Here is a 26,611-nt window from a genome sequence, read left to right on the forward strand (position 1 = left end):
AGACTCCGTGCCCCCGCATCTTCTTATTTCGTAAGCATCGTGCCTTGCAGCTTCGCCGGATCGAAGCCAGGATCAACGACCGCTTTCGTCTCGCCCGCGGCAACCGCTTTATCCAACGCTTCGTTATAACGCTTATTCAAGTCGGCGACGATATCGTCGAGCGAGCCTCCGCTTAACACGTATTTGAAGAACGCATCCCCGTAGTTCAAGCCTTGCACCGTCACGGTCGGCGGCAGCGGCCATAATGCGTCGTACTGCGTAAGCAGGAAGCCTTCGACGCCATTGATGGCCGGCGTGTTCGCTTGCGCCGCGATGGACGGAACCGCCGAGAGCCCGTAGCCCTTCTCGTGGTAATCCTTCAGAAGCTCGTCGCTGTACATGTAGGTCAAGAACTTCCATGCCGCGTCTTTCTTCTCGGATTGGCTGGAGATCGCGAGCCATTGTCCCGAGTTCGCGAAGCCTGCGGCTCCCTTGATATTCCCGTCGATCGACGGCGCTTGCGCGGCGCCCCAATTGATCTCGGTCGGGAATTGGTTCTGATAGACGCCCGGTTCGGCGGAGTAGGACAAGTACATGCCGATCTTCCCTTGCGCGAATTGAGCGCGCAGCGGGTCGATATCGAGCGATTCGACGCCTGGAAGCATGCTGCCGTCGTCTCTCATTTGCTTGAACGCATCGATGACGGGCTTAAAGCCGCTGAAGTCGAATTTGCCGGTTCTAATGTCGTAGCCGAAGCCGTCGATACCGCTAAGCTGGAGAATTTCCCTCGCCGAACGGTCAAGCGCGCTCTTCGGAGCTTTGAAGTTTAGAGCGAAACCGTATTGGCCGTCGGCTTTGCCTGCTTCGGTAATTTTCTTCGCGGCATCGACCATCTCCGCGAGCGTCGTCGGCGGATTCGCGATCCCCGCTTTGGCGAAGAGGTCCTTATTGTAGACTAGCCGCAGCGTGTAGCCGAAGTTCGGCAGCGTATAAATTTTGCCGTCGAATTGGTTCGCTTGATCTTGAATCGTAGGGCCGAATTTCGTCTTCATTTCCTCGGTCAGATAGCCGTCCAGCGGCTCGAGGTATCCCTTCTTCACGAAAGGAATCGTCGTGTCTTGGTTCGGGCGCAGGATGTCGGGCGCTTGCTTGCTCGCGAACGCGATGTCTACCGACTGTACGTAGTTTTCCGTCATCGCCGTTACTTCGACTTCGATATTGTCTTGGTTCGTCTTGTTGTAGTTGTCTACCCGTTCTTTAATGTACTCGTTGTCGTGCCGGTCGAAGGTCCAGAAGACGAGCTTGGTCTTCGGTCCTTTGTCCGCGGGAGCGGACTCGGGGGCTTTGTCGCTCGATTGGGCGTTTGGCGCGGCTGCGCTCGGCTCGTTCGCGCCGTTATTGTTGCCGCTGCAGGCGGACAGCAATAACGCCGACAACGTAACCGCGGACAGCGCGGCGGATAACTTCTTCATCTCTTATATCCTCCCTTGTGGCTGACTCTGAATTGAGTATAAGAGTCTATCGCACGATTGAGAGCGAGGTAATCTACCGCAATCGGGGGGAGAATCTACAGATTATGCTCTTTATATTCCGAAGGGGTCATGCCGACCGATTTCTTGAATACTTCGCTGAAATACCGACGATCCTCGTATCCGACAGCGACCGCGATATCTTGCACTTGGTGGCCGGCGGCAAGCATCGTTTTCGCCTTCTCGATGCGCTCTTGCGTCAGGTATTGAACAAACGTTCTGCCCGTAACCTTCTTGAACAGGTGAACGAAGTAGTTGGCGCTCACATGAACATGCTTGGCGCAATCGCCGATCGACAGGTCGGCGTGAAGGTTGGAGCGAATATACCGGATCGCTTCTTCGATTCTTCTCTCCGTCTCGGAGTGCTGCCTGCCCTCTATCGATTTGCAACCTTCCTTGCATAGATCGAGCAGAGCCTGCTGCAGATGGGCGAGCGGAACGCTTGATATCCACCCGCGGTCTCTGAACTTGCGTTCGATCGGTTCGATCTCCTGATAGGGCACCTTCTCTAGCAGAATCCGGACGATGACGGAAGCAAGCTCGTAGTAGACGCTGACCAGCAGCATCGGCTCCGGCAGCTTAGGTCCCGCCGACAGTTCGGCGAATATCGACTCGAGCACGCTGCACGACTTGAGCGCGTTGCCCGACAGCAGGCACATGGCCAGGTCCTGTTCCTTGTCCCTCGAGTAACTCGGAAGGCCGGCATCCGAGTTCGCGACGTCGTCGTATAGCAGCACAACGTTGCCGCCGGCGTAAAATTGATAGGATAGCGCGAATATCGCCTCTCGATAGGCCTCTCTCAAATGAATCGCGTCTTTGGCTTTCCTTCCTAGCCCGATCGATACGGTTAGCTTGGTGAATGCCGCTATGTTCTCCCGGCACATCTCGGCGATTGCGGACGGTTCGAGCGAGTCGACCGTGTTGTAGATCGCGATGAACCTGCTGCTGCTGTCTCTGAAAATATATCCTGCGGTGTACTGGGCCATCGTTTCCTCGACGATATTGTGCATCGTGAACCGGACAAGCTCCGCTTCTTCGATCGAGAGCGACCGGCTGCTCTCGGCGAAGTGGTCGATCTCGATGACCATGACCGCCAGGTCAACCGGAGACAGCTCGACTTGCAGGAATTCCCATCGCCTGCGAATATGATCCTCGCTCGCGGGATGATGGAGCAACAGATGAAAAAATTCCTGACGCAGGATCGGCAAGCTCATTCGCAGCTTTAACCGGATTTCCTCCGCCTTGCGTTCCGCCAGCCTTTCCTCTTCGACGGCTTTCTTCGCCTTCAGCACGACGTCGACGATCGTCTGTACGGAATGAGGCTTCGTAATATAGTCGAACGCTCCGAGCCGAAGCGCTTGTTGAACGTACTCGAAGTCGTTGTAACCGCTGAAGAAGATGACTTTGCCTTGGAACGCTTCCTCTCTCAGCAATGTCAGCATCTCGATCCCGTCCATGTTCGGCATGCGAATGTCCGTCAGCACGATATCGGGCTTCATCGTCCGGATCAGATAGATGCCCTCGTCGCCGTCCAGCGCGGTTCCGCAAATGTCGATCTGATGAGAAGCCCATGGGATATGCTTGGTTATGCCCTCCACCACGCTTCGGACATCGTCAATCACGCACAAGGTGCAGGTTGGTTCCATCTTCATGCCCTCCGATCGGAATATGTAAGGTCACTACAGTCCCCACGTTAAGCCGGCTCTGAACGGACATCGACGACTGTGCCCCGTAATATAGCCGCAGCCGGTTGTTAATGTTACGCAAGGCGTAGCCGTTGCCGGAGCCCCCGCTCGTTCCAAGCGGTTCTTTCAGCAGCTTGCTTGCGGTCTGCTCGTCCATCCCGGAGCCGTTGTCGAATACGGTGATCACCAAATACCGAGCGTTCGTCGCCAGGCTGATCCGGATTATCCCGTCGGCCTTAACGTTCTTGAATCCGTGCAGAATCGAGTTTTCGACGATCGGCTGAAGCATCAGCTTTAAGATCGGCAAGCTCCGCAGCGACTCGTTCCCGAGCGAAATTTCATATTCGAATAAATTTTCGTAGGAGTTTCGTTGAAGCATCATATACTGCTCGACATGGGCGAGTTCTCGATCGATCGTCGTCATTTCTTTGCCCCCGTTGAGTCCAAGCTGGAACATCTGCGACAACGACAACACCATCTCGCCGACGTTCGCCGACTGTCCGAGCTGATTTTTCCAGTAGATCGTGTTCAAGGTGTTATATAGAAAATGAGGAGAGATTTGCGCCTGCAGCGCGGCGATTTCGGCTTTTCTCTTCTCTTCCTCGATCGTTTGGTTCGTGGCGATCAAGTTCGATATCGTCTCGAGCATTTGGTTGAATCGAAGGCCGACGAGGCTGAATTCGTCGGCGTATTTGCTCCTGAATCGTACGGATAGTTCGTTCCGCTCGACTTTTTTCATCAGCGTCTTCAAGCTTTGCAGCGGCTTGAGCAGGAGCGAGACGAGCATTCTGGAGACGAACAGGGAAATAACGATGCAGCTCGCGGCTCCCCATAGGACGATCCATTGTATCCGATTCAGCTGTTTCAAGATGACGGCGCGCTTCTGAAAACTGACGAGCGTCCAATCGTTCATCGTCAGCTTCGCTTGGCTGACGATGTAGTCGGCCTCCCGTCTATTATCCATGCGAATGTCCGCGAGCCCCGAACTCAGCACGTTGGCCCCATCCGCATCGGTGAGCGCCATTTCGTAATTTTGCGCGTTCAAATTCGACATCAGAATATCGGTCAAAGAGCTTTCGAGCACGTTAACGATGATATAGATTTCGTCCGTTTCCGAAATCGGGTGCATGACGAACGATACGACGTCTTTGCGGCTCGTAAAATACGGATCTTCATGCCCTTTGATCCACACATGATTCTTCGCCGTCTTCAGTTCTTTATAGATGTCGGAGCCTACGAACGGCACGTTCAAATTCCTGACGTTCGCCGTGTCGAAGAAGTCCCCGATCGGAGTCGACAGGAGCACGGAATGAACCATCGGTTCGTTAAGCTTGATTTGGGCGAACAACGGCTGCATCGCGGTTAGATCCGTGTAATATTTGGACTTGTCCCTCTGCTTCACGTCATTGGCCATCTGATGGTAAGCGTCGCTCAGAATTAACGTCATGACGGATACCGTTATATGTCTCATCCGTTCGTCCATGACTTGTCTGGAACGATCGATCGTCTCTTGCCCCGCTTGCTTCGCGTTCGACTCGACGATGTCCGATGCGACCCAATACGCCCCGCCTCCGGTCAAGGAGATGGCGAGCACGATCAATACGACGAAAGTCACTTGCACTCTCGTCTGGAAACTTAGCTTGTAATACGATCTGGACAAGCCTTTCGCGAATGCCCGCACGTTCGGTCTCTCCCAACTTCGAACAAAAGTCCCCTGCTTTGTCGAAAGTTCGACATCGCGGAGGACTTTCCCTTCCGCGCACAAAAAAAGCATCATTCGGATAAAAACCAATGATCTGTAAAAACCTACTCTACATGATGAAATAGAGGAGGGCTTGCGTTGATCAGACTTTTGTGGAAAGTCGCAATGATAAGCGCATTGGCAATTTCGCTCGCCTGCGCAGCCGGCGCGCCTTCCGCGGCCGTCGCCGCGCCCGATCCGGAGACGCTCAAGAAGCGCTCGCAGCTGTACGAGCGCATTCATTTGCTCACCGGCCTGGATTGGGCCGAGATCGCGGCGATCGACCAGTACGAGCGAACGTTGTCGCGCGCTCATCCGAAGACGAGGCCGATCCGGGAGGACGCGGTGACCGGCGTATACGTCCGGCCCGAGGAATGGAGCGGCGAGCTGAATCCCGACGATCAAGATACGGAACCGGCGTCGATACAGTTTTTCCGCGGCATCGGCCGCGACGGCTCCGGCGATCGCAAAGCCGACCGCAGCCAGGACGAGGACTTGCTCTACTCGGTAGCCGCGGAAGTTCTACGGTACGGCAGCGTCAAGGACGACTTCGCGATCGGGCTGTGGGAATATTATCAGAACACCCGGGCGGTACAGCGAATTCAGCAATTCGCCTATCTATACCGCACGTTCGGCAGGCTTGACTTATCGGGCAACGCGTTCCCTCTTCCGTTGGGCAGCGTCTACTCGTTTCGCAGCACTTGGGGAAACAGCCGCAGCTGGGGCGGTTACCGGATTCATGAAGGTACGGACATATTCGCTAGACACGGCGTTCCCGTCCGGAGCACCGTATACGGGGTCGTCGAGATCAAAGGCTGGAACAAGTACGGCGGCTGGCGGATCGGCATTCGCGACATCAACAATCTGTATCATTATTACGCGCACCTGTCCGGCTTCGAGAAGACGGTCAAGGCAGGAGACGTCGTCCGGCCCGGGCAAGTGATCGGTTACGTCGGCAGCTCGGGCTACGGAAAGCCCGGCACATCGGGCAAGTTCCCGCCTCATCTGCATTACGGCGTATACCGGGATCGCGGCTTGGTCGAATGGGCTTTCGATCCTTACCCGCTGCTGAAACGGTGGGAAAAAGAAGAACGCAAGTCGCTTAAGGCTCATCGTTAATCCCATAACGAGAGCCTTAAGCGGCTTTTTAATGCGAGGCGGCGGGAGCGGACCCTGACCCCGTCTCCGGTCTCGGCAGCGAGATGACCGGCGCCTGCGGCGCCGAATTCCCGACCGGATTGCCATGGTTGTCGTAATAGTACGTAGGCACGTCGCCGACGACCATGACGTAGGACAGCGGAATTTCTGTCTCCAACTGCTGCGGCTCCTGATCGAACGGGATCACGACCGCGATGTCGGTGCGGATCCGCACGTATACCTCGACCAATAAATTGTTGATGCCCGCTTCCGTCGATCTCGTAAGGACGTCCACCTTCACCGCCGTCGCCGGATGGAACTTCACCGATACGCTCGGGCCGATCGACGAGATGAACGGGCTGTTCAGCGCATGCCCGATCGGGATATGCTCGGGGATATCCTCCTTCTCCTTAAGCACTCGGTGAACGACCTCGATCGTCTCCGACGTAATGCGCATCTGTTCCTTATAATCGAGCACGAGCCCGGTCACTTTTCCCGTTTCGTTCATTTTCCACTCGAGCAGCTTACCCGAATCGACCGTCTGCGCGACTTCCGACGTAATCGCCGCATTGATCGCGTCCGTGGCCATTTGCGTAACGCGCACTTTCGCGAGGAACATGAGCGGGCCGCGCAGCTCCCTGTCGAGGAACAGCATGCCCTGCAAGAGGAGGAACGCGATCAACAGGATGGCGATCGTCCATTTATGCTTTCGTTTCAGCCGGCTCGGCCGCTTCGACTTCCACTTCGCCGCCGGGGTGCCGACTGCCGGACGAGAGGAAGACAACCACTTGCGCGTCCCCCATCTGCGCGGCGCCGGCCGCTGCTTGAAACCGCTGCCCCCCAGCATGCTGCGCCCTCTTCCCCATTTGCGCGGAATAGGCTTCGGCAAGGGTATCCCCCATCGTCTGGCCAACGCGATCCCTCCTCTTCCGTGTCGTTCATGCTTATGCTTGGGCACGACAAAAAAGCACCGCTCGCCGCCGGTACGGCGGTTCGCGGTGCCCTATAGCGTCTAGTCATCTTGCCCGCAGTTGCTTCGGCGAGCAGCCTCTGATTTGCTTGAACAGCTTGGAGAACGCGTTAATGCTTCCGCAGCCGATCCGGTCCGCGATCTCCGTGATGCTCAGCGTCGTTCCGAGCAGCAATCGCTCCGCTTCTTGAATCCGGTAGTGGTTCACGTATTGCACGAACGTCAACCCGGTCAGCTTCTTGAACGTTTTACAGAAATGGAAGGTGCTCAGATGAACGATGCCCGCGGCCTTATCCAGCGAGATCGGCTCGGCGTAGTGATCCTCGACGTACCGCAGCAGCGCTTTGAATCTCTTCGCTTTCAAGTTCGTATCGCTCAGTCGGTTATCCGAAGCGTAAGGCTCGGTATACCAACGATAGAGCCAGGTGAACAGCAGCCGAACGGACGCTTGAACCGCTTGCTGATAGCCGGGAAGCTTGGCCTGGAACTCGCCTATGATCGTATCGACCGCGCTGCGGATTCGCGGATCATGCTCGCTGCTCGGATCAGGGACGTTCACGAACGCTTTGTCGCCTTCCGTATACGAGGTCGCTAATCCCATCGCCTCGAGATCGACCTCTTGCAGCCCGATCAGCGAGGGATGGAACACGATCGCGTAGAATATGAACGGAGTCGACGGTTCGCCAATTCCGTGGAGCTCTCCGCTGTTCACGAAGTAGAGCTCGCCGGCGCGCGCTTGGTATTTGCGGTTGCCGATCGTCAGGGTAGCCTCCCCCCGCTCGATCAAGATTACCTCGAGATGCTCGTGCCAGTGCAGCGGCAGATGATGGTGCTCCTCGAATCGGGGATGGAACACGTTGATCGGAAAATCCCACGCCGACAGCCGCGTATTTTCCTGACGTAAGAATCTCATGTGGCTCGAATCACCTCAAACCGCAATATCGGACAAATAATTGACAAAATCGATTAAAAAGACCCCGGAACAGCGCAATATGATAGTAGCGTAACACAGGTTCACCGATTGAGCTAACCTATTTTTGTCAATCCGTTTTTTGCGACTCAATAATAAAGACTGGAGTTTGTTTAAGCATCTCCAGTCTTTGGCGATTATGGGTTGTACGTCCGCTGCCGCTGCGCTTCGAACAACAGCACGGTAGCCGCCATCGCGACGTTCAGCGATTCGGCGCGTCCCGACATCGGGATGATCAGGTTGTCGTCGACGAGCTCGGATGCCATCTCCGACATGCCGCTCCCTTCGTTGCCGAAGACAAGCCATACGCCGCGGCCCCGGAAGTCGTATCCGTAGCAGGAACGCGACGATTGCAAGCTCGTTCCCGCGATCGAAGCGCCATGGCGCCGGGCTTCCGGCAGCAGCTCGGATAAATCCGCCTCCAGCACGGGTACGTGAAACAACGCCCCCATCGTCGCGCGGATCGTCTTCGGATTGTACAGATCGGCCGTTCCTTTGCCTAAGACGACGGCCGTCGCCCCGCAAGCGGCGGCGCTGCGCACGATCGTGCCGACGTTGCCCGGATCCTGCACGCCGTCGAGCACGGCGACTAACGCACGGCTATCCGCGAATAGGGCGTCCCGCTTCGGCGGCCGCTTAAGCGCGACGGCGAAGATCGGCTGAGGCGTTTCCGTACCGCTGCATTTGGCGATGACTTCCGGCGACACGGGTACCCACGCAGGCGCTCCCGGCAAGTCGCCTTCCTCCATGTAGGGCGCGAACGGTTCCGCAACGTCCGAGCCTTCGTCGAACGCGACCGCTTCGAGCGGCCATCCGGCGTCCAGCGCTTCCTTCACGAGATGAACGCCCTCCAGCAGAAACTTGCCTTCCCGTTCCCGATACTTTCGGTCAAGCAGCTTGGCCCACTCTTTGACTCTAGGATTGGCCGCCGAGCTAATATATCCCTCATGCTTCCGCATATGCCTGCTCCAGTTTCGTTAATTGATCGTTCTTCCCGACGATGACGAGAATGTCTTCAGCCGTCAACGGCTCGTCCGCGCGCGGCGTAATGTTCATGACGCCGCCCTTCTTGACGGCCAGCACGTTGCAATTGTATTTCTGCCGGAACTCGAGCTGCATCAGGCTTTTCCCTAACATCGCCGTAGGAACCTGCAACTCCACGATGCTGTATTCGGGCGACAGCTCGATATGCTCCAGAATGTTCGGCGATATGAGCTGGTGCGCGACTCGCAGTCCCATGTCCCTCTCTGGGAACACGACTTTGTCCGCGCCGATCTTGTTCAGCACTTTGCCGTGCAAATCGCTTTGCGCTTTAACGATAATATTAGGGACGCCAAGATCCTTTAGGATCAGCGTCGTCAGAATGCTGGATTGGATATCTTGTCCAATTGCGACGATTACGACGTCAAAGTTGCGAATACCTAGCGCACGCATCGCTTCCTCGTCGGTGGAATCGGCACTGACCGCGTGCGTCACGACATTCGCTACGTTCTGTACCCGCTCCGCGTTGTCGTCCACGGCGAGAACCTCATAACCCATCTGGGATAAATACTTCGCTACGCTCGAGCCGAATCGGCCGAGCCCGATGACGGCGTATTGCTTTTTCCCCATTGCGATCCCTCCTCCATGGCTTCAATTCCGTACGTATGGTCGCGCCGTAAACACGACATTCCCGTTCACCAACGTATCGCTGACGATCGGAACGCCGCGGGTTTTGCGCACGACGATAAGGTCGGCCTGCTTGCCTTCGGCGATCGATCCGATCTCGGATTCCCGGCCGAGCATGCGTGCCGGCACGAGCGATGCCATCGCAACCGCTTCCTCCAGCGGAATTCCGGCAGCTTCAAGCTCGAACACCGCATGCAACAGAGATGCCGGATGGTAGTCCGAGCAGATCATGTTCGCCGTTTTACTTCTAATCGCGTCCGCGGCATTCATATTCCCGTCGTGCGATCCGCCTCTCACGATGTTCGGCGCGCCTACGCATATGTCCATTCCCCGCGAGGCAGCATAAGCCGCAGTCTCCAAGCTCAGCGGAAATTCGGACACGCTCGCTCCGAACGACAACGAACGGTCGACAGCCGCCTCGCTATCATCGTCATGGGAGGCTACGGCGATGCCGCGGCTGCGCGCCTCGGCGGTCAACGCTCTTAGCCGATCCCAATCGACGAGCGACCTTCGGCCTTGCAGCTCGTCTACGATCGCTTTCACTTCGTCCAGTCCGACGCCTTGATTTTTCATCACGTATCGTTCGAAAGCGCCTAGACGATGATACTGCCCGACTCCCGGCGCGTGGTCCATCAGCGACAGATAGTCGATAAGTCCCTCCGCGATGCAACGGCTGGCGAGGTCGAACCCGGTCAGATGGGACACCTCGTACCTTAAATGCACGCCGTGGCGAATCATCGCCGGCTGTCCCTGGAAAGACGAGATCAGCTCGATCATCTTGGCGACCAGGTGCTCTCCGCGCAAGCTGAGTCCCACGCCTAACGACAGCGAATGCAGCATCGTCGTAATCCCGTGGCCGGCCAGCTTGCGCTCGAAGTTCAAGAACGCCATCTCCATCGGAAACAGCGTATTCGGCCTCGGCTCGACTTCCTTCTCGATCGCGTCGCAATGGACGTCGATCAAGCCCGGGAGCACCCAAGCACCTTCCGCATCGATGGCGGATTGGGCAGAACCGTCGTTGTCGCCTATCGATAGGATCTTTCCATTCTCGATCGTAACGTCACTATGAATGATTCTGTCCGGAAGCACGAGCCTTCCGCCTTTTATCGTCAACCGGCCGTTCATACCACAACCGTCCCCTTCTCCCTTTTCGTATAACCCATTTTACAACATCATCGAAACGTTATCCAAGGCATCGGTTGCCGGAAGCCGATGAAGGGCCCTCCTCTGGCGTGCATTACAACGATATCCCGCTCGCTCAGGAGCGGCGTACTCTCCTATTCCTGAGCGCTTTTATCGATATCCCGCTCGCTCAGGAGTGGCGCAGCTCCCTATTCCTGAGCGAAGGGGATATCGTTAAAAGATGCATAAAACCGCACCCCTCACGGGATGCGGTTCTCCTTTATGTCACCCTTGTTAACTCACTCTGTCGCATTATGGTCGCGATTCGTTTTTTGCTGCCGACAAGTTCAGCAGTACCGTAACGGCCTCCGCGCGGGTCAGGCTGCCGGAAGGGTCGAACCGATTCCCGTTCTTGCCTTTTACAAGTCCCAACTTCTGAATGGCGTTTACAGCGCCTTTCGCCCATACCGGTATTCCGCTATCATCAGCAAAGCCGGTGGCGACTGGCTCCTCTTCAGACATACCGATTGAACGCTCGAGCATGACCGCCATTTCGGACCGCGTAATCTCCGCATCCGGACGGAACCGCCCATCTTCGTAACCGCTCAGGATGCCGGCGCTAACGGCATGCGAGACGCCTTCCTTGGCCCATGCCCCGATTTTCGCCGAATCCGTGAATGCGAGAGGAGCCGCTTCCCCTTGGAGCTTCAACGCTTTGGCAAGCATGACTGCAAATTCCTCGCGCGTCACGGTATCATCCGGCTTGAATTGGCCGTTCGTATAGCCGTTGACGATTCCCGCTCTTACCGATTGCGTGATGGCGGCTTCCGCCCAGTGACCGGCAATATCGGCGAATACGATCGGGTTTGCCGGTACTTCTTCCGCGTCGCCAGCGGCTAGCACCGCGAATTTCGTGAAGTGATCGACTTCTACGGTGATGCGGTTGCCATTCACTTCGCCGCCGACTTCCACCCACTTCTTATTCGCTTCGTCGTAATAGAATACAGCTGCCTTTTGTCCGCTTTTCAGGATCGCCGGGTCGAAGACGAATGTCAGAGTGACAGGCTTGCTGAAGCTCTCGGATTGGTTTTTCAGGATTTCAAAAATCGGACTAGTCAGCACGACGTTATCGGTGACGAACGCTTCCGTGTTCAGCACCTTCTCGATCGTAATTTGCAACTCTCGATCCGAGGCGCCGGCCGGAATGGAAACGGTAATGGCTTTCTCCAGGCTGACTTCTCCCTCTTTGCCAACCGGCAGCGTAAGCAGCCCGTTATCGGAGGCCGGTACGCCGCTTACCGGCACCGTAGCATTGCCGCCGCCACCGCCACCGCTGCTGCTAGATGCGCGGGTTACGACGATTGTATAAGTTTTCGTCGTTAGTCCATCCCGCGCCGTCACCACGAGCGTTAATTCGTTACGGCCGACATCTAGATGGATGGCATCGCTCGCGAGACCGTTGGCCGCAAGCCGTCCGTTGATCGTGATCGTCGCCCGAGGATCGGATACGTTCGCCGTCACGGTCAAGCTCGTTACGCCGTTCCCCACGTTCGAAACATAGTCCGTCTTTTCTGATGCGAAGACCGGATTTAACGTGCCGCCCGACAACACGATTCCGCTTAAATCCGCGTTGCTGCCGGATACGCGATTCACGTTAACCGTATATACGTTCTCGGAACCGTCCTCCGCCGTAACATTAATCCTGATCGGTGTCGATCCGATGATCAATTCGGAAGCCCGGTAGGTATATACCGCATCCGTAACCGATTGATATACGGCGCCCGTGACCGAAATCTCCTGGCTCGGATCCGTCCCCGCGAAGCTAATGTTAAGAGTTGAGACCGTATCATCCAGTTCCACGTCGTAGTTCAAACCCGATGGAGAAAAAGCAGGCGATAGAACGCCCTGGTCAACGGACAGCACGGACAATTGCGCATTGTTGCTTGCCCATTGCGCGTATAACGCGATGTCTCCCGCGCCCATGCTGAACGTGTCTCCCGCTCCGTAATGCATGCCGCTACCGTTCGCCGCCGTATTCCACCCCGCGAACGAATACCCCGGCTTTTCTAGATTTCCGGTGTTGCCCGATACGGCTACGCTAGTGCCGTAGTCATGGCTGCTTCCGCCCGGCGCGCTGCCAGACGTCGCGCCATTCCCGTCGTAAGAGACCGCATAGCTGTTGACCGCCCACTTCGCGAACAACGTCACGCCTTCCGCTCCCACCATCAGCGCGTCCCCCGCCGCATAGTCCGTCCCGTTTCCGTCCGCCGCGGTATTCCACCCACTGAAAGTATAACCTATCCTTTCCAGCATGCCGGCATTGCCAGATACGCTCAACTCAGTCTGGTACTCGTGACTACCGCCGCTCGGCGCGATTCCCGACGTTGCGCCGTTGCCATCGTATACGATCGTGTAGCTGTTAATCGTCCACTGCGCGTACAACGTCACGTCTGCCGCCCCCATATTGAACGTCGCATCGGCAGCAAGGGCCGCTCCGCTTCCGTCTGCCGCGGTGTTCCATCCCGAGAACGAATAGCCTGTCTTGACTAGATTGCCGGCGTTACCCCCTACCGTGACGTTCGTATCATAGTCGAAGCTGCCGCCGCTCGGCGCGCTGCCGGATGTAGAGCCGTTACCGTCATAGTTCACCGTGTAACGGTTGACCGTCCATTTGGCGTATAGCGTCGTATGGTCTTCGATTGCCGAATCGAAGTCGAATGCCGTCTCCAAGTCGCCATCCGCGTACCACCCGGCGAACGTATACCCCGTCTTGGTCGGTACGGTGTCGGGTTCGGTTACCGTGCTGCCATACGTCACCGTCTTGCTCGTAACCGGCGATCCGCCATTGCTATCGAACGTCACCGGGAAGCTGTTGATCGTCCATTGCGCGAAAAGCGTGACGTCTGCCGCTCCCATCGTGAACGTCGCGTTTGCGGCGTAACTCGTTCCGTTGCCGTCCGCTTGCGTATTCCACCCTGCGAACGAATAGCCTGTCTTGACTAAACCATCGACATTGTCCAATACCGTGACGCTCGTGCCGAAATCATGGTCGCCGTCCGTCGGCGCGGTTCCAGACGTTGCTCCGTTGCCATCGTAATTCACCGCGTAGCTGTTGACCGTCCACTTCGCGTACAGCGTAACGTCCGCCGCGCCGATCAAGAACGTGTCACCCGTGCCATAATTCGTACCGTTGCCGTCCGCTTGGGTATTCCATCCTGCGAACGTATGACCCGTCTTGACCAAATTTCCGGCGTTGTCCAATACCGCGACGCTTGTGCCATATTCATGGCTGCTGTCCGCCGGAGCTGTACCTGACGAGGCGCCGTTGCCGTCGTAGTTCAACGCGTAGCTGTTGATCGTCCACTTCGCGTACAGCGTAACGTCCGCCGCGCCGATCAAGAACGTGTCACCCGTGCCATAATTTGTACCGTTGCCGTCCGCTTGCGTATTCCAACCCGCGAACGAATAGCCGGTCTTAGCCAAATTCCCGATGTTGCCTGGCAGTGTAACGCTAGAGCTAAATTCGTGGCTGCCGCCTGCAGGCGCGCTGCCGGATGAAGCGCCGTTGCCATCGTAGTTAACCGCGTAGTGGTTAGGCGTCCACTTCGCGTACAGCGTAACGTCCGCCGCGCCTATGGTGAATGCGGCCGCGGCGGCATAATTCGTTCCGGTCCCGTCCGCCTTCGTATTCCAACCCGTAAGCGAATAACCGGTCCGAGTCAGAGTGCCGGGATTGCCCTGTACCGTGACGCTCGTATCGTAGACATGGCTGCCGCTCGCTGGCACCATTCCGCTCTCGCTTCCGTTACCGTCGTATGCAACCGTGTAACTATTGATTGTCCACTTCGCGTATAGCGTCGTGTCAGACGCGCCCATCACCAACATCGTCCCCGGCGCGTAAACCGTTCCCGTCCCGTCCGCGAGCCGATTCCATGCTTCGAACGTGTAGCCTGTCCTAACTAGGCTGCCGCTTCCTGCTACGACGACGTCGCTGCTATAGTTATGACTGCCGCCCGCCGGAGCGCTTCCAGACGTAGCGCCGTTGCCGTCGTAAGAGAGCGAATAACTGTTGATCGTCCACTTCGCGTAAAGCGTAACGTCTCCCGCTCCCATCGTATAGGAGCTTCCAGCGGCATAGTCCGTTCCGTTTCCGTTCGGTTGCGTATTCCACCCCGCGAACGTATAGCCGATCTTCGCCAAGCCTCCCGTATTGCCCGGCAGCGTATTGTTTGAGTTATACACGTAACTGCCGCCCGCAGGCGCGGTTCCGCTCTCGCTTCCGTTACCGTCGAATGCGACCGCATAGCTGTTGATGGACCATTGGGCATACAGCATGACGCCTTCCGTGCCGATAGCGGCCGTATCCCCGGCGTCGTAATCCGTCCCGGTGCCATCCGGTTTCGTGTTCCATCCTGTAAACGTGTAACCGGTTCGTACAAGATTCCCGCTATTGCCCAGTATTGTCGCGCTCGCGTTCATCTCGTAGCCGTTGCCGTCATCCGGCACCGTCCCGGACGTAGCGCCGTTGCCGTCGTAGATCACGGCGTATTTCAGCGTCATCACCGTTACCCCGCTAGAGTAGCCAGAATCCATAAAAGCGACATAGGGAATTCCGTCATCCACGTATACCAGCGCAGAATTGGAGCTGTCAGCCGAAATACCGCGTTGGCCCACGAATTCCCAACTGCTGCCGTTAAACTTCATCACCGAAGATTTGGTTACAGCGCTATCGGTGAAAGCGACGTAAGGCGTATTTCCATCGAGATAGATAGAGGGGCTTAAGGCGTTGCTTGGTATGATCCTATCTCCGCCTACCGTTACCCAAGCGCTCCCGTCATATTTATACACCGTCGTCCTGTGCGGGTCCTCGAATTCCCGATAGACCACGTAGGGCGTCCCGTCGCCCGCGATACTCATCGACAAACTGTCTGCATCCGTGGTAAATTCATCAGCGCCTACCAATTCCCAAGCGCTTCCGTTATATTTCTTGACGCTGACCTTCTGCCATCCGCCATATTGTTTATAGGCGACATAAGGCGTGCCGTTATATACGTACAACGATGGGTAAATCGACAGTTTCTCCGACACCGGACCGTTACCCAGCGTCTCCCAGTTGCTCCCGTTGTACTTCGCTACCTTTATTTTAAAAGTCGATTGCTCATCCCGATATGCCAGATAAGGAGTGCCGTTATATACGTACAACGACGTTGTCGTGGCATCGCCCTCAGACACCCCGCCGCTGCCTACTTCTAACCAGTCGCTTCCGTCGTACTTCATCACTATAGCCTTGCGCGGACTCGTTCCTTTCGTAAAAGAGAGGTAAGGAGTGCCCTCATAAACATACAGCGACATATGAGTTGCGATATCCGACGTAAATCCGGGGGTGCCCACCGTCACCCAACTGCTACCGTCGTACTTCTCCACCGTGGCCTTGTTGGAGTTCCCGGCATCCATATAGGCAACGTAAGGAGTACCGTTATCCACGAAGAACGACTTATAACTGGCTATGCCATCCGAAATACCGGCATCGCCTACCGTCACGAATTTCGTCGTCGCCGCGGAGGCTTGACTGCTCCCAAGAATAAACAGCCCTAGAATACCGACGATCGCCGCAAACATTGCGGCACTTGCTTTTTTCCATCCGAATCTCATCTCTCGCCCTCCTGAAATTCAACTAAGGTTTGCATACAATAGAAATCCGCCCAGCGGCACGATCCAGACGAGCGGAATGCCGTTCCAGATCAACGCTGCCTTGTATCTTCGCCGGGAAAACCGTTTCCAACCTGCGATCAGTGCGGCCAGAAGCCCCACGGGATATAGCAGGATCAGAATAAATACGAGCCAAGTCGTCGCATTGCCAGCCGCGTCGGGGGAATCGAACATCATGACGGACATGCCTGCCATGAACAGCCAGACGACGATAAACAGAACGTACACGAGCTGCGATACGACCAGCGTCGCAAGCGTTGCATTACGGTTCATAGCGCCTAACCTCGTTTCCACAAAATAGCCAAACTTGTCGAATATACCTCCAGCATATCGCCTTCATCTGTTGTCAAACTAAAAAGAAAGCGCTTCATGTCAGGTTTGGCGGCAAATTGCATAAAAAAAAACGGCTTTCCCGTATCCGGAAAGCCGTTCTTAACCTAATTTCTTAGAATAATGCCGAAGGATTCGCGAATATCCGCGCGTAATCCAGCTCTGCCGATTCGTCCGCCTGATCGAGCAACTCGAGCGCGAGCCCGTGATAGTCATGAGCGTCCTTGTCCCGATTCATCAGCAGCAGGAGAGCGATCATCTTCGCATGCAGACGGCCGCTAAGAGGAAGCAGCTGCGACCATCTCTGCATCGGACCGAGGGCGATTTCGTACCGCCGATGCTTGACGTACGTATCGACCATCGCTTCCAGCAGCTCGACGAATCCGAGCTCAAGCTCCGCTTGCCGCGGGGCGGCCCACTCGTATCCGCTTCCCGACAAGTAGCCTTCGCCGTACAACTGGACGGCGCGCATCAAAGCGGTTAGAGAGGAATTCATCTTGAACATGCGGATCTCTTCCTCGTAAGCGGCCACATCGTCGAATGCGACGGACCACTGCAGACCGTATCCGGTACCGGCGGTCTTCGACTGATGAATGACGTTCCCGAGCCCGCAGGCTTCGAGATCTTTGCGCAGTTGATAGACCGTCGTATGCAAGTTCGCCTGCGTCCGCTCTAAGTCGCGGCCGTACCAAAGAGCTTCCATAATCTGCGCTTTGCCTACGAATCTGCCGCGTTGGGAATGCAAATACGCAAGCAGCTCCCTGCCTTTCGAATTGCGAAACCGGACAGGCTGTCCGTTCTCCGCCGTAACGTCAAACGAACCGAAGCTCCGCACGACAATCCCTTTCCCGGGAGCCTCTTCCGACTTCCCTCCGATCGACTTCCGCTTCGCGTACCTGCCCAAAGTCCGCTCCAGATCTTCCTTCATGATCGGCTTAAGCAAATAATCCAGCGCTTCTACATCGAATGCCTCCCGCGCGTATTCTTCGTGGGCAGTCAGAAACGCAAGCTGCATTTCCGGACGAACGCCCCGCAGCTTCCGCGCCAATTCCAATCCGTGCATGCCCGGCATATCCATGTCCAGCAGTGCCAAGTCGATCGGCTCCATCGATGTTAACGCGTGTTCGAGCAAAGCTTGCGGCGTACCGAACAGCCCACACACCCGAATGTCCTCGAACGATTCCAAGAGTCGCCCTACGCGCCTCAGCGCAGGGAGTTCGTCGTCTACGGCGATGATGCGAATCATATACGACCCTCCTTTTCCGGCTCCCCCGCTCGGGGAATTCTCATCGCGACCTTGGTACCAATGCCGCCGACGCTTTCGATCTCGAGCCCCCTGCCGAATTGGCGAAGCATGCGCTGATGGATATTTTTCAACCCTACGCCGCCTCCGTTGCCGTCTCCTTCTCTCGCAAGAATGCAGTTCGCCGGCTCGGACATCCCGACTCCGTCGTCTTCGACGGCGATCAAGATATGCTCGGCTTCGGCTCGAACGGATACCGTTACCGTTCCGCCGGCTTCCTTCTTCGTCAACCCGTGCCTGACGGCGTTTTCGATCAACGGCTGTATCGTCAAAGGCGGCAGCATGCAATCGCGGGATTCATCGATGTCGTATTTGACTCTCAAGCGACGACCGAACCGGGCTTGCTCGATTTTCAGGTAAGCTTCCGATAGTTCCAACTCTTTGCGAAGCGGAACGAGTCTGTCTCTGTTCTTGAAGTCGAAGCTTCCGCGTAAATACCGTCCCAGATACAGCAGCAAGTCATGGGCCGTTTGCGGCTCGTCCAGCGTCAGCGAGACGATCGTGTTCAGCGCGTTATACAGAAAATGGGGTTTGATCTGCGCCTGAAGAAACGCCATCTCCGTCCGTACCGCCGCCTCCGCGGAACGTTTCATTTCCAGCAACGTGCGCGCCCGGGCTCTCAACTCATAAGCCTGGAACGGCTTGATCAAATAGTCGTTCGCCCCCGCCTCGAATCCAAGCGTCACGGCTTCCGGCTCGTTCCGTACGGTCGTGAGAAGGATTGGCAAATCGGACAGCGCGTGCTTCGAGCGAATCAGCCTGCACGTCTCGAATCCCGATAATCCTGGCATCATGACGTCCAGAATAACAAGTCCGATCTTGTTTCCGTCCCGCTCCAACCTTTCCAACGCTTCAGCGCCGCTGGACGCCGTGACGATCTCATAGGGCTCGTACGCGAACAGCGCTTTGAGAACGCGGAGATTAACCGGGTCGTCATCGACTGCGAGAATCACTTGTTCTCGATTGACGAGGCGATCTGAAGCGACCGCGGCCGCCGTTTCCCAATTGCTTCGATCGTTCTCGAATCTTCCCGAAGCGACTGCATCGGACTCGGTTTCCAACATTACCGGCCTCCGTACCGACGATCTCCCGTCGCTCGCGGGAATCGTGAACGAAAATACGGAGCCTTTGCCCAGTTCGGATTCGACCGCTATCGTTCCCCCGTGCAATTCGACCAGGCGACGGGCGATACCGAGTCCAAGTCCCGTCCCCCCGTATTCCCGCGCGACGGAAGTGCCCACTTGTTCGAATGATTGGAAGATCGCTTCCAGCTTGTCCGCCTCGATGCCGATTCCGGTATCGGCGACCGCGATGCGGATCATGCGCCCTTCGAACATGGCCGTAACGCTGACTTCCCCTGCCGGCGTGAATTTGATCGCGTTGCCGACAACGTTATATACGATCTGAAGCAGCCGGCTTTCATCCGCCAGCGCGTCGGGAAGCGATTCCGGCCACTCGAACTTTAGACTCACGGGCTTATCCCCGATATAATTGCGGAAGATTTCCTGCTGCGACGAGATCACGGCCCGTACATCGACAGGCTTTACTTCAAGCAGGATGCCGCGATGCTTCAGCCTCGATAGGTCGAGGATATCGTTAATCAGATTGGACATCCTTCTTGCGACCCCGACGACGACTTCCAACTGATCGCGTTGTTCGGCGTTAAGAGGACCGGACTTCTCCTCCCTGAGCGCCAAAGACAGATTCATAATCCCATGCAACGGCGTCTTCAGTTCATGCGAGGTGTTAGCCAGAAACTCGTCTTTCATCCGGTTCGATTCAGTTAACTCTTCCGAGAGCGTCCCGATGACCCGGTAAGCCTTCGTAAACCTTCTGGACAATTCCAGCGCCTCCATGAAGACGAGTGCTATGAAGCCGTAAAGGACGAGCTGCGCATCGATCCAGATGATTCGGCCATTGCTGTACAGAATGTCATGGAAAGCAGCGCCTATAAAGACAAGCCACCCGATCAATTGAAGCAGCGCCCCGCTGCGTCCGCGCAGCGAAGCCAGACCGAATCCATAACTATAATAGGCCAAGGCAAGGAGCGCGACGGCATTAAAATAATCGATGAAATGCGTAAAAACTTCTGCCGGAAGAAGGATAACCGCGCCGATGAATGCGCAGCCTGCTCCGGCGATCGCCCGGATAACGGACGCTCGGAATTCCTTCGGGAACAATTCGTTCACGAATAAGGCCGATACCGTAACTCCCCCGATATAAGTCAAATATTCTATCGTGATGATCGAATGAATATCGATGTTCGGAGCAATCTCCGTCATATACATTCCATCCGTGACCCCTATACGAATTGCCCCCAACAAGCAGCAGATCCCGAAATACAAATTCGATCGTTCCGATCGACGCTGCAAGAAGACGGCGATTTGGTAGAAGCCGATCAATGCCCCGGCTCCGAACATCGCCATGTCGACCATTGTCTTTCTCGTCTTCGATTCCAGCATGCCGCTTTCGGTGCCGAGCGTTAGGCTAAACCAGAAGCCGCCCTGGGGGTAGATCTCGTTCGCGACCTGCAGCACCATTTCGAAAGATTCGCCGCTAGGTTTGAAAACCACGGTTTGGGGCCGATAGGCGGACTCGGTGCCGGACCCGTCGGTTCCAACTTTGCCGACCTCTGCGACCGGCTGTCCGTCTATGTAGAGTTTATAGGCTGGCGCAATGGCCGGAATTCTCAATCCGAGAGATTCGGAACCGCCTGCGTTAACGACTTCTAACCGATAAGTCGCGTAGCCGCGTCCCGGTTTTCCGTAACGACTCCATTCCCCGGGCACTTCCGCGAACGTTTCAGCATTTACCCGATCGGCTGGCGTTAGCAGTTGTCCCCAGGCAAAGCCCCACGAACCAACGAGTTGCACGGCTCCGTCCCTATCCAGGCTCCAATCCCGCAAATCAATGACGCCATCCTTCGCCCGCGGCGCGTGGTTGCCTGAAGGCAGGCCGACGAAGGGCATAGCTAATAATACGATAAACGAGAGTACCAGAATCAAGAGTACCATGAGCCGGATTCGCCTGTTCTGCAACATATTGCTCTCCTCATCGCCTTCATATCAGTTTGAAATAATCCTATCTTATCACACAACTCTGCCTGCGTAAGGTATGCCTCGCAATTACAAACCGCCGCACACGCAACGACAGCGCCCCCTCAGGGACGCTGTCATTCGTATGCCTATTCGGTTACGGAGCCATCTCCAGAAACTTCACGTCCGGCAGACGCTCCATCGCCGTGCGCATCGCGTATTCGTTCTCGAACAACGCGACGTCGTTGTCGTTCTTGTCTTTCACTAGCGTCGAGTTAATGCGGAACTTCGACGGATCGACTTTGCCGACGAGCCATCTCGCGAACTGGTACGTCGTACGATTCAACATGATATCGACGCCGTATTCGTTCTTCATCCGGTATTCGAACACCTCGAACTGCAACTGCCCGACGACGCCAAGGTAAGTATCCTCGAACGGTCCGACCGAACGGAACACCTGCACCATGCCTTCCTCCGTCAACTGGTCGAGTCCTTTCAAGTATTGCTTCTGCTTGAGCGCGTTTTTCACGGACACTTTCGCGAAGATTTCCGGCGAGAACGTCGGCAGCTCGTCGAACGTAATGTCGCGGCTTTCGGCCAAGCTGTCTCCAATGCGGAATATACCCGGGTCGAACAAGCCGATAATATCGCCCGGATAAGCGGTTTCGACGATGTCGCGGTCTTGCGCGAGGAATTGTTGCGGCTGCGAGAGCTTGATCTCTTTGCCCGCGCGAACGTGACGCACGGCCATGCCGCGGTTGAACTTGCCGGAGCAAATGCGCAGGAACGCGATCCGGTCGCGGTGGGCGGGGTTCATGTTCGCTTGAATTTTGAAAATATAGCCCGAGAACTTCTCGTCCGTCGGTTCGACCTCTCCGGTCGTGCTCTTGCGCGGAGTAGGCGAAGGCGCGAGCTGCAGGAAGTTCTCGAGGAACGTCTGTACGCCGAAGTTGTTGACCGCGCTTCCGAAGAAGACCGGCGTCAATTCTCCTCGGCTGACTTTGTCGTAGTCGAAAGCATCGCCTGCGACGTCGAGCAGCTCGAGGTCCTGGGCCAGTTGGTCGGCGAGGTAATCGCCCGCCATCTCGCGGATGATCGGGTCGTTGTAATCCGAAGTTTTGCGAACCTCGATCGTCGAATGGTCTTTGCCGTTGAACAGCTCGACTTGATTTTTCATCCGGTCGTAGACCCCGCACAGCTCGCGGCCCATGCCGATCGGCCAGTTCATCGGCACCGAGCGAATACCGAGCACGCGCTCGATCTCTTCGAGCAGCTCGAACGGATTCTGACCTTCGCGGTCGAGCTTGTTAATGAACGTGAAGATCGGAATGCCGCGCTTGCTGCACACCTGGAACAGCTTGATCGTCTGCGCCTCGACGCCTTTGGCGACGTCGATGAGCATGACCGCGCTGTCGGCCGCCGTCAGCGTCCGGTACGTGTCCTCGGAGAAGTCTTGGTGACCGGGCGTATCCAGAATGTTCACTTGCTTGCCCGCGTATTGAAACTGCATGACGGAGGACGTAACCGAAATTCCCCGTTGCTTCTCGATCTCCATCCAGTCCGATGTCGCATGGCGGGCCGCTTTGCGGGCTTTAACGGACCCTGCCGTATGAATCGCTCCGCCGAAGAGGAGCAGTTTTTCCGTTAATGTCGTTTTCCCCGCATCGGGGTGAGAAATAATCGCGAACGTGCGGCGTTTGTCTACTTCCTGCCGCAGCCCGTCGTTACCGTTTGAACTCATTCGTGATAAAGTCCCTTCCACTGTAAAATGACAGCTTCCATTATAGCATATTTATGCGAAAAAACTCCGTTCCCGGAAAAGGGAAACGGAGGCTCATGATTTCGTTTGCCACGCTCGTCGTACCTATACTTTCGTTCCCTCAGAATCAAGCTGCCATCCCCATCGAATTCACGGAACCTCCGTGCCTTGCCGGTATAGCCGAAGCGCGAACTCTCCGGCTCTGAAGCGCGCCGATCGCCGGAGCCGGGTCCGCATCATTGTGCTGCACGAGCGCAAGCAAAGTCTCGATGTCCCCGCCGCCGTACGCGTGCGCAAGCGCCTTGAGCACGTCGCGGAGCCCTTCCTCCTGCAATTCCCCGCTCCGAATGGCTTTCCTTACAGCGGGCAGGGCAGCTCTCGCCCGATGAAGCGCCGCTTTGACGGCACCGACCGTTAATCCGAGCCTTACCGCCGTTTCATCAGCCGAATAGCCGTACACATCGCGTAAGAAGAACACCGCTCTCTGCAACGGAGACAAGCCATTCATAATCGCCAGCATCGCGCTCTCAATGCCGATTAGACTTTCATCCGGCAACGCATAAGGCTCCGTCACGGAGCGAATCGCCTGCATCGTCCGCAGACGCCTAGCCTGCTTCCTGGCACGATCGATCCATGCGTTGCGTGCGACTCGCAGCAAGTACGCCTCCGGATTGGCATGCGTAAGACCGACGGAAGAATCGAGCACCTTGAGCCACGCCTCCTGCGACAATTCCTCCGCTTCCCAGCGGGATTCCGTCAGCGAAAGGCAATAGCGTGTAAGCGCCCCTCCGAGCTTCTCCAGTTCCGCTCGATCTTGCACCGTACTTGTCATGACGGTCACCTCCGTACTTTTATTATACGCGTCCTTGCTACCGTAAACGAACGAAGATTCCTAAAGGATACGCGAATCTTAAATCTTTTTTGCCGTATCTTTAATGCTTCATCGTTCGTTTACGACACGAGTTCCACATTCCAATCCAGAAAGAAGGATATCCCATGAGCCAATACATTCCGTATGTCGTCGAGCAGTCCAACCGAGGGGAGCGTTCCTACGATATTTACTCCCGTTTACTTAAGGACCGCATCGTGTTCCTCGGCTCGGCCATCGACGATCAAGTCGCGAACAGCATCGTCGCCCAACTGTTATTCCTCGCGGCGGAAGACCCGGACAAAGAAATCAGCCTGTACATCAACTCGCCGGGCGGAGTAACGACGGCCGGCTTTGCCATCTACGATACGATGCAGTTTATAAAGCCCCCGGTGCACACGATCTGCGTCGGCATGGCCGCCTCCTTCGCGGCGATCCTGCTATTATCCGGCGCCAAAGGCAAACGCTTCGCGCTGCCGAGCAGCGAAGTGATGATTCATCAGCCGCACGGCGGCGCTCAAGGCCAAGCAAGCGACATCGCAATCAGTGCCAAACGAATATTGGATACGAGAGCGCGCTTGAACAAGATCGCCTCCGAACGAACGGGACAGCCGCTCGAACGGATCGAGAAAGACATGGACCGCGACTATTTCCTATCCGCGCAAGAAGCTCTCGAATACGGGATCATCGACGAAGTCGTCAGCTCCGTCGGCAATCTATAAGCCGAAGCGCCAGCGAGTACGACTCTCGCTTGACGCGATCGCCTTCGCTGGCGCTTTCGATTTCAGGCTTGTCGCACCATCTCTTGGACGACCGCATTTTTATGGACGTCTAGCGTTTGCGTATACTCTACGCGGCCGATCTGGCAACCCGCGCCGATCGTGACGTGATTACCGCGGACAACCTGAGCCGTCGTATGTTCCAGCTCTACGACGTCTCCTTCGATCGAATCCGCGACCAAAGACCCTACGCTGCTCGGTTTGAACAGATGAATAAGCGCCGATTTGCGGCTGCGTCTCACGACAAGTCTGCCTCCGCCGATTTCCTTCGCTTTGCAAGAGCCTAACATCTTCAGCTCCAATCGTTCCGCGCTCACTAACCCGTGCACATCGAACGCTCCGAGCATCGCAAGGTCGCCGGCTTCGCAATCATCGCCGACTTTGATCTCCCCGGTAAATTGAATCTGCTCCCCACGCAAGCGCGACGAAACGTTCAACTGTCCCCGTCCGCCGACGCGCCCTGCATCGAGCGTTCCTCCGACGGCGGCTTCTCCGGTAAGCTTCAGCTCGCCTGCGCGCAAATTCCCTTGTACGTCCGTCTGTCCGATGCAGGATATTCTATTGCAGTCCAAGTCGCTTCTGAACGTGCATTGCCCGGTGATCCGAACGTTGCCGAACTGCCCTCCGGAAGAAGTCGTCTCCCCGATAATTTTCAAATCTTGCTTACGCGGTTCAGCCACCTGTCTTCACCCTTTCCCTGATTGTTGCGCCCGGGTGTACTTGGAGCTCTGTGCCGTACTCCACCCGTCCGATCACGCTGCCCTTGCCGATTACGACACGGCTTCCTCGAATAACGTCCGCCTTCGTATGCTCCACGTCGATATCGTCTCCTTCGATCACGCCCGCTTGGAGCTCGGGATTGAATTTCGGGAACAACCATTTCCACACTTTGCTCCATAAGCTTTTGGCACCTTGACGAATATACAGCGATTCGACGCCGATCTCTCTTGCTTTGCCGCGCCCTTGCAGCTTGAGATGGATCGAACCCGCGTTGAGCAGCCCGTCGACATCGAATCCGCCTTCGCCTTCTACTCGCTCGAATTCACAGTCGCCTTTGATCTTGAGCAAGCCGTTCAACCGCAACCATTCACCGGACAAGGCGCCTTCCACATTGACCAACCCGTTCATTCGCATTTGGCTTGCCGATAAGCTCCCTGCGACTTTCAACGTTCCGTCGCATTCGAACGATTCGGACTTTACGCTCCCGGTCGTTCGGATTACGCCGTTCAGCTTGAACGACTGCGCCTCGATATCCCCGACAACTTTGATGACTCCGTCGATCCTAACGTTACCGTATTTGCCACCGACCGCATCGCTTACGCCGTTCACGGACAGATCCGGCAGTCCGTAATTATCCATTCCGCTCTCCCCTGTCATATCAATTTGCCTCTCAATTGCTCGATGAGCTCCACCATCGGCAGCTTCGCGACGATCTTGATCCCGTTGTCGAAGTACACGTGCGCATCCGAGCTGACGAGCAAGAACGAAGAGACGCCCATTTTACGGATAAAAATCAAATCGCAAGGCTTGCCCTCGAATTTCGGAAAATGATCCCTAAGCACCGTCAGCAGCCGTTCGCCTTCTTCCATCGTCATCTCGCCGGTTTGCAGCAGCTTATCGATAACATAAAAATACAGCAGCATCTCGAACGAATAGACGGTGTGATCCGGATCTTTGCCTGCGAATTGATGGATCGCCACTAGCGAAACAATGTTACGTTCTACGAACGCAGCTTTACGCAATTCATAGTCCTGCAGCAGCGGGGAAAGCTTCCCTGCCACTTGGTCGAGCGACAAATCGTCCTTCATGTTTACGATTTTATCGATGCGAGCCAATATCAGATCCTTCGGAAAAAACGTCTCCTGTCCCGTAAACGTCGACTTGCGAATAAACCATTCTTCGGGAATAAGCTGCTTCCGCTTCCATCGGTACAACTGGCCGTAAGAGATGCCCGTCGTATCCAGCAATTCTTTCTTCGAAATGAGATCTCGATCCATCTTCATCTCCTCCATGAGCTCAATGTAACA

General features: G+C 56.1%; 19 protein-coding genes. 2 read left to right on the plus strand and 17 right to left on the minus strand.

Translation table 11 applies throughout. The features are described from left to right. Positions 1-23 precede the first annotated feature (23 nt). The 3 genes from COHPA_RS0107700 to COHPA_RS0107710 all read right to left on the minus strand — a co-directional run bounded on the left by COHPA_RS0107700 (position 24) and on the right by COHPA_RS0107710 (position 4,874). Positions 24-1,451 carry an ABC transporter substrate-binding protein gene (locus COHPA_RS0107700; RefSeq protein WP_027085616.1) on the minus strand — a complete coding sequence of 476 codons (1,428 nt, stop codon included), beginning with the start codon at positions 1,449-1,451 and terminating at the stop codon, positions 24-26. 95 nt (positions 1,452-1,546) lie between these two features. Next, on the minus strand, positions 1,547-3,154 hold the full coding sequence (locus tag COHPA_RS0107705; RefSeq protein WP_169733252.1) for a response regulator: 1,608 nt from the start codon (positions 3,152-3,154) through the stop codon (positions 1,547-1,549). Continuing rightward, the gene (locus tag COHPA_RS0107710) at positions 3,123-4,874 is read right to left on the minus strand and encodes a sensor histidine kinase (RefSeq protein ID WP_027085618.1); all 1,752 of its coding nucleotides are present in this window, start codon (positions 4,872-4,874) and stop codon (positions 3,123-3,125) included. The genes COHPA_RS0107705 and COHPA_RS0107710 overlap by 32 nt, the downstream gene beginning before the upstream one ends. A gap of 186 nt (positions 4,875-5,060) precedes the next feature. Between COHPA_RS0107710 and COHPA_RS0107715 the strand changes: the two genes are divergently transcribed. Next, positions 5,061-6,053: a M23 family metallopeptidase gene (locus COHPA_RS0107715; RefSeq protein ID WP_051421814.1), complete on the plus strand. Its 993-nt coding sequence runs from the start codon at positions 5,061-5,063 to the stop codon at positions 6,051-6,053. Between the two features lie 28 nt (positions 6,054-6,081). On the opposite strand, the gene yunB is transcribed toward COHPA_RS0107715, so the two are convergent. From yunB to COHPA_RS0107770, 11 genes are all read right to left on the minus strand, one after another. After that, positions 6,082-6,984 (minus strand): sporulation protein YunB, encoded by a 903-nt coding sequence (gene yunB / locus COHPA_RS23170; protein ID WP_156926613.1) that lies wholly within the window; start codon positions 6,982-6,984, stop codon positions 6,082-6,084. A gap of 103 nt (positions 6,985-7,087) precedes the next feature. Then, positions 7,088-7,954 carry a helix-turn-helix transcriptional regulator gene (locus COHPA_RS0107725; RefSeq protein WP_027085621.1) on the minus strand — a complete coding sequence of 289 codons (867 nt, stop codon included), beginning with the start codon at positions 7,952-7,954 and terminating at the stop codon, positions 7,088-7,090. A 194-nt stretch (positions 7,955-8,148) separates the two neighbouring features. Continuing rightward, positions 8,149-8,970 (minus strand): TrmH family RNA methyltransferase, encoded by an 822-nt coding sequence (locus COHPA_RS0107730; RefSeq protein ID WP_027085622.1) that lies wholly within the window; start codon positions 8,968-8,970, stop codon positions 8,149-8,151. Beyond that, positions 8,957-9,622 carry a potassium channel family protein gene (locus COHPA_RS0107735; protein WP_027085623.1) on the minus strand — a complete coding sequence of 222 codons (666 nt, stop codon included), beginning with the start codon at positions 9,620-9,622 and terminating at the stop codon, positions 8,957-8,959. Before COHPA_RS0107735 ends, COHPA_RS0107730 begins: the two co-directional genes overlap by 14 nt. Positions 9,623-9,643: 21 nt before the next feature. Further along, positions 9,644-10,804, minus strand: coding sequence for an alpha-D-ribose 1-methylphosphonate 5-triphosphate diphosphatase (locus COHPA_RS0107740; protein ID WP_027085624.1), 1,161 nt, complete (start codon positions 10,802-10,804; stop codon positions 9,644-9,646). Between the two features lie 309 nt (positions 10,805-11,113). After that, positions 11,114-16,453 carry an InlB B-repeat-containing protein gene (locus tag COHPA_RS24285; RefSeq protein ID WP_027085625.1) on the minus strand — a complete coding sequence of 1,780 codons (5,340 nt, stop codon included), beginning with the start codon at positions 16,451-16,453 and terminating at the stop codon, positions 11,114-11,116. A gap of 18 nt (positions 16,454-16,471) precedes the next feature. Beyond that, positions 16,472-16,783 (minus strand): hypothetical protein, encoded by a 312-nt coding sequence (locus COHPA_RS0107750; protein WP_027085626.1) that lies wholly within the window; start codon positions 16,781-16,783, stop codon positions 16,472-16,474. Between the two features lie 172 nt (positions 16,784-16,955). Further along, positions 16,956-18,086 carry a response regulator gene (locus tag COHPA_RS0107755; RefSeq protein ID WP_027085627.1) on the minus strand — a complete coding sequence of 377 codons (1,131 nt, stop codon included), beginning with the start codon at positions 18,084-18,086 and terminating at the stop codon, positions 16,956-16,958. Next, complete coding sequence (locus tag COHPA_RS0107760; RefSeq protein ID WP_027085628.1) at positions 18,083-21,184, minus strand: hybrid sensor histidine kinase/response regulator; 3,102 nt, start codon at positions 21,182-21,184, stop codon at positions 18,083-18,085. The genes COHPA_RS0107755 and COHPA_RS0107760 overlap by 4 nt, the downstream gene beginning before the upstream one ends. Before the next feature lie 151 nt (positions 21,185-21,335). Further along, a complete protein-coding gene (locus COHPA_RS0107765) occupies positions 21,336-22,919 on the minus strand; it encodes a peptide chain release factor 3 (RefSeq protein WP_027085629.1) in 1,584 nt (527 codons plus the stop codon). Positions 22,920-23,064: 145 nt separating this feature from the next. Then, on the minus strand, positions 23,065-23,769 hold the full coding sequence (locus tag COHPA_RS0107770; protein WP_027085630.1) for an RNA polymerase sigma factor: 705 nt from the start codon (positions 23,767-23,769) through the stop codon (positions 23,065-23,067). Between the two features lie 164 nt (positions 23,770-23,933). Here COHPA_RS0107770 and clpP point away from each other — a divergent pair, with 164 nt between their 5' ends. Next, positions 23,934-24,527 carry an ATP-dependent Clp endopeptidase proteolytic subunit ClpP gene (clpP, locus tag COHPA_RS0107775; RefSeq protein WP_027085631.1) on the plus strand — a complete coding sequence of 198 codons (594 nt, stop codon included), beginning with the start codon at positions 23,934-23,936 and terminating at the stop codon, positions 24,525-24,527. Between the two features lie 62 nt (positions 24,528-24,589). Here the strand turns inward: clpP and COHPA_RS0107780 are convergent, their stop codons facing one another. The 3 genes from COHPA_RS0107780 to COHPA_RS0107790 are packed head-to-tail and all read right to left on the minus strand — an operon-like array spanning position 24,590 to position 26,581. Next, on the minus strand, positions 24,590-25,264 hold the full coding sequence (locus COHPA_RS0107780) for a hypothetical protein (RefSeq protein ID WP_027085632.1): 675 nt from the start codon (positions 25,262-25,264) through the stop codon (positions 24,590-24,592). Beyond that, the gene (locus COHPA_RS0107785) at positions 25,257-25,943 is read right to left on the minus strand and encodes a hypothetical protein (RefSeq protein ID WP_035120344.1); all 687 of its coding nucleotides are present in this window, start codon (positions 25,941-25,943) and stop codon (positions 25,257-25,259) included. Before COHPA_RS0107785 ends, COHPA_RS0107780 begins: the two co-directional genes overlap by 8 nt. A 14-nt stretch (positions 25,944-25,957) precedes the next feature. Beyond that, positions 25,958-26,581 carry a YhbD family protein gene (locus COHPA_RS0107790; RefSeq protein WP_027085634.1) on the minus strand — a complete coding sequence of 208 codons (624 nt, stop codon included), beginning with the start codon at positions 26,579-26,581 and terminating at the stop codon, positions 25,958-25,960. Positions 26,582-26,611 lie beyond the last annotated feature (30 nt).

Origin of the sequence: Cohnella panacarvi Gsoil 349 (genome assembly GCF_000515335.1) — a bacterium.
GTDB lineage: Bacteria > Bacillota > Bacilli > Paenibacillales > Paenibacillaceae > Cohnella > Cohnella panacarvi.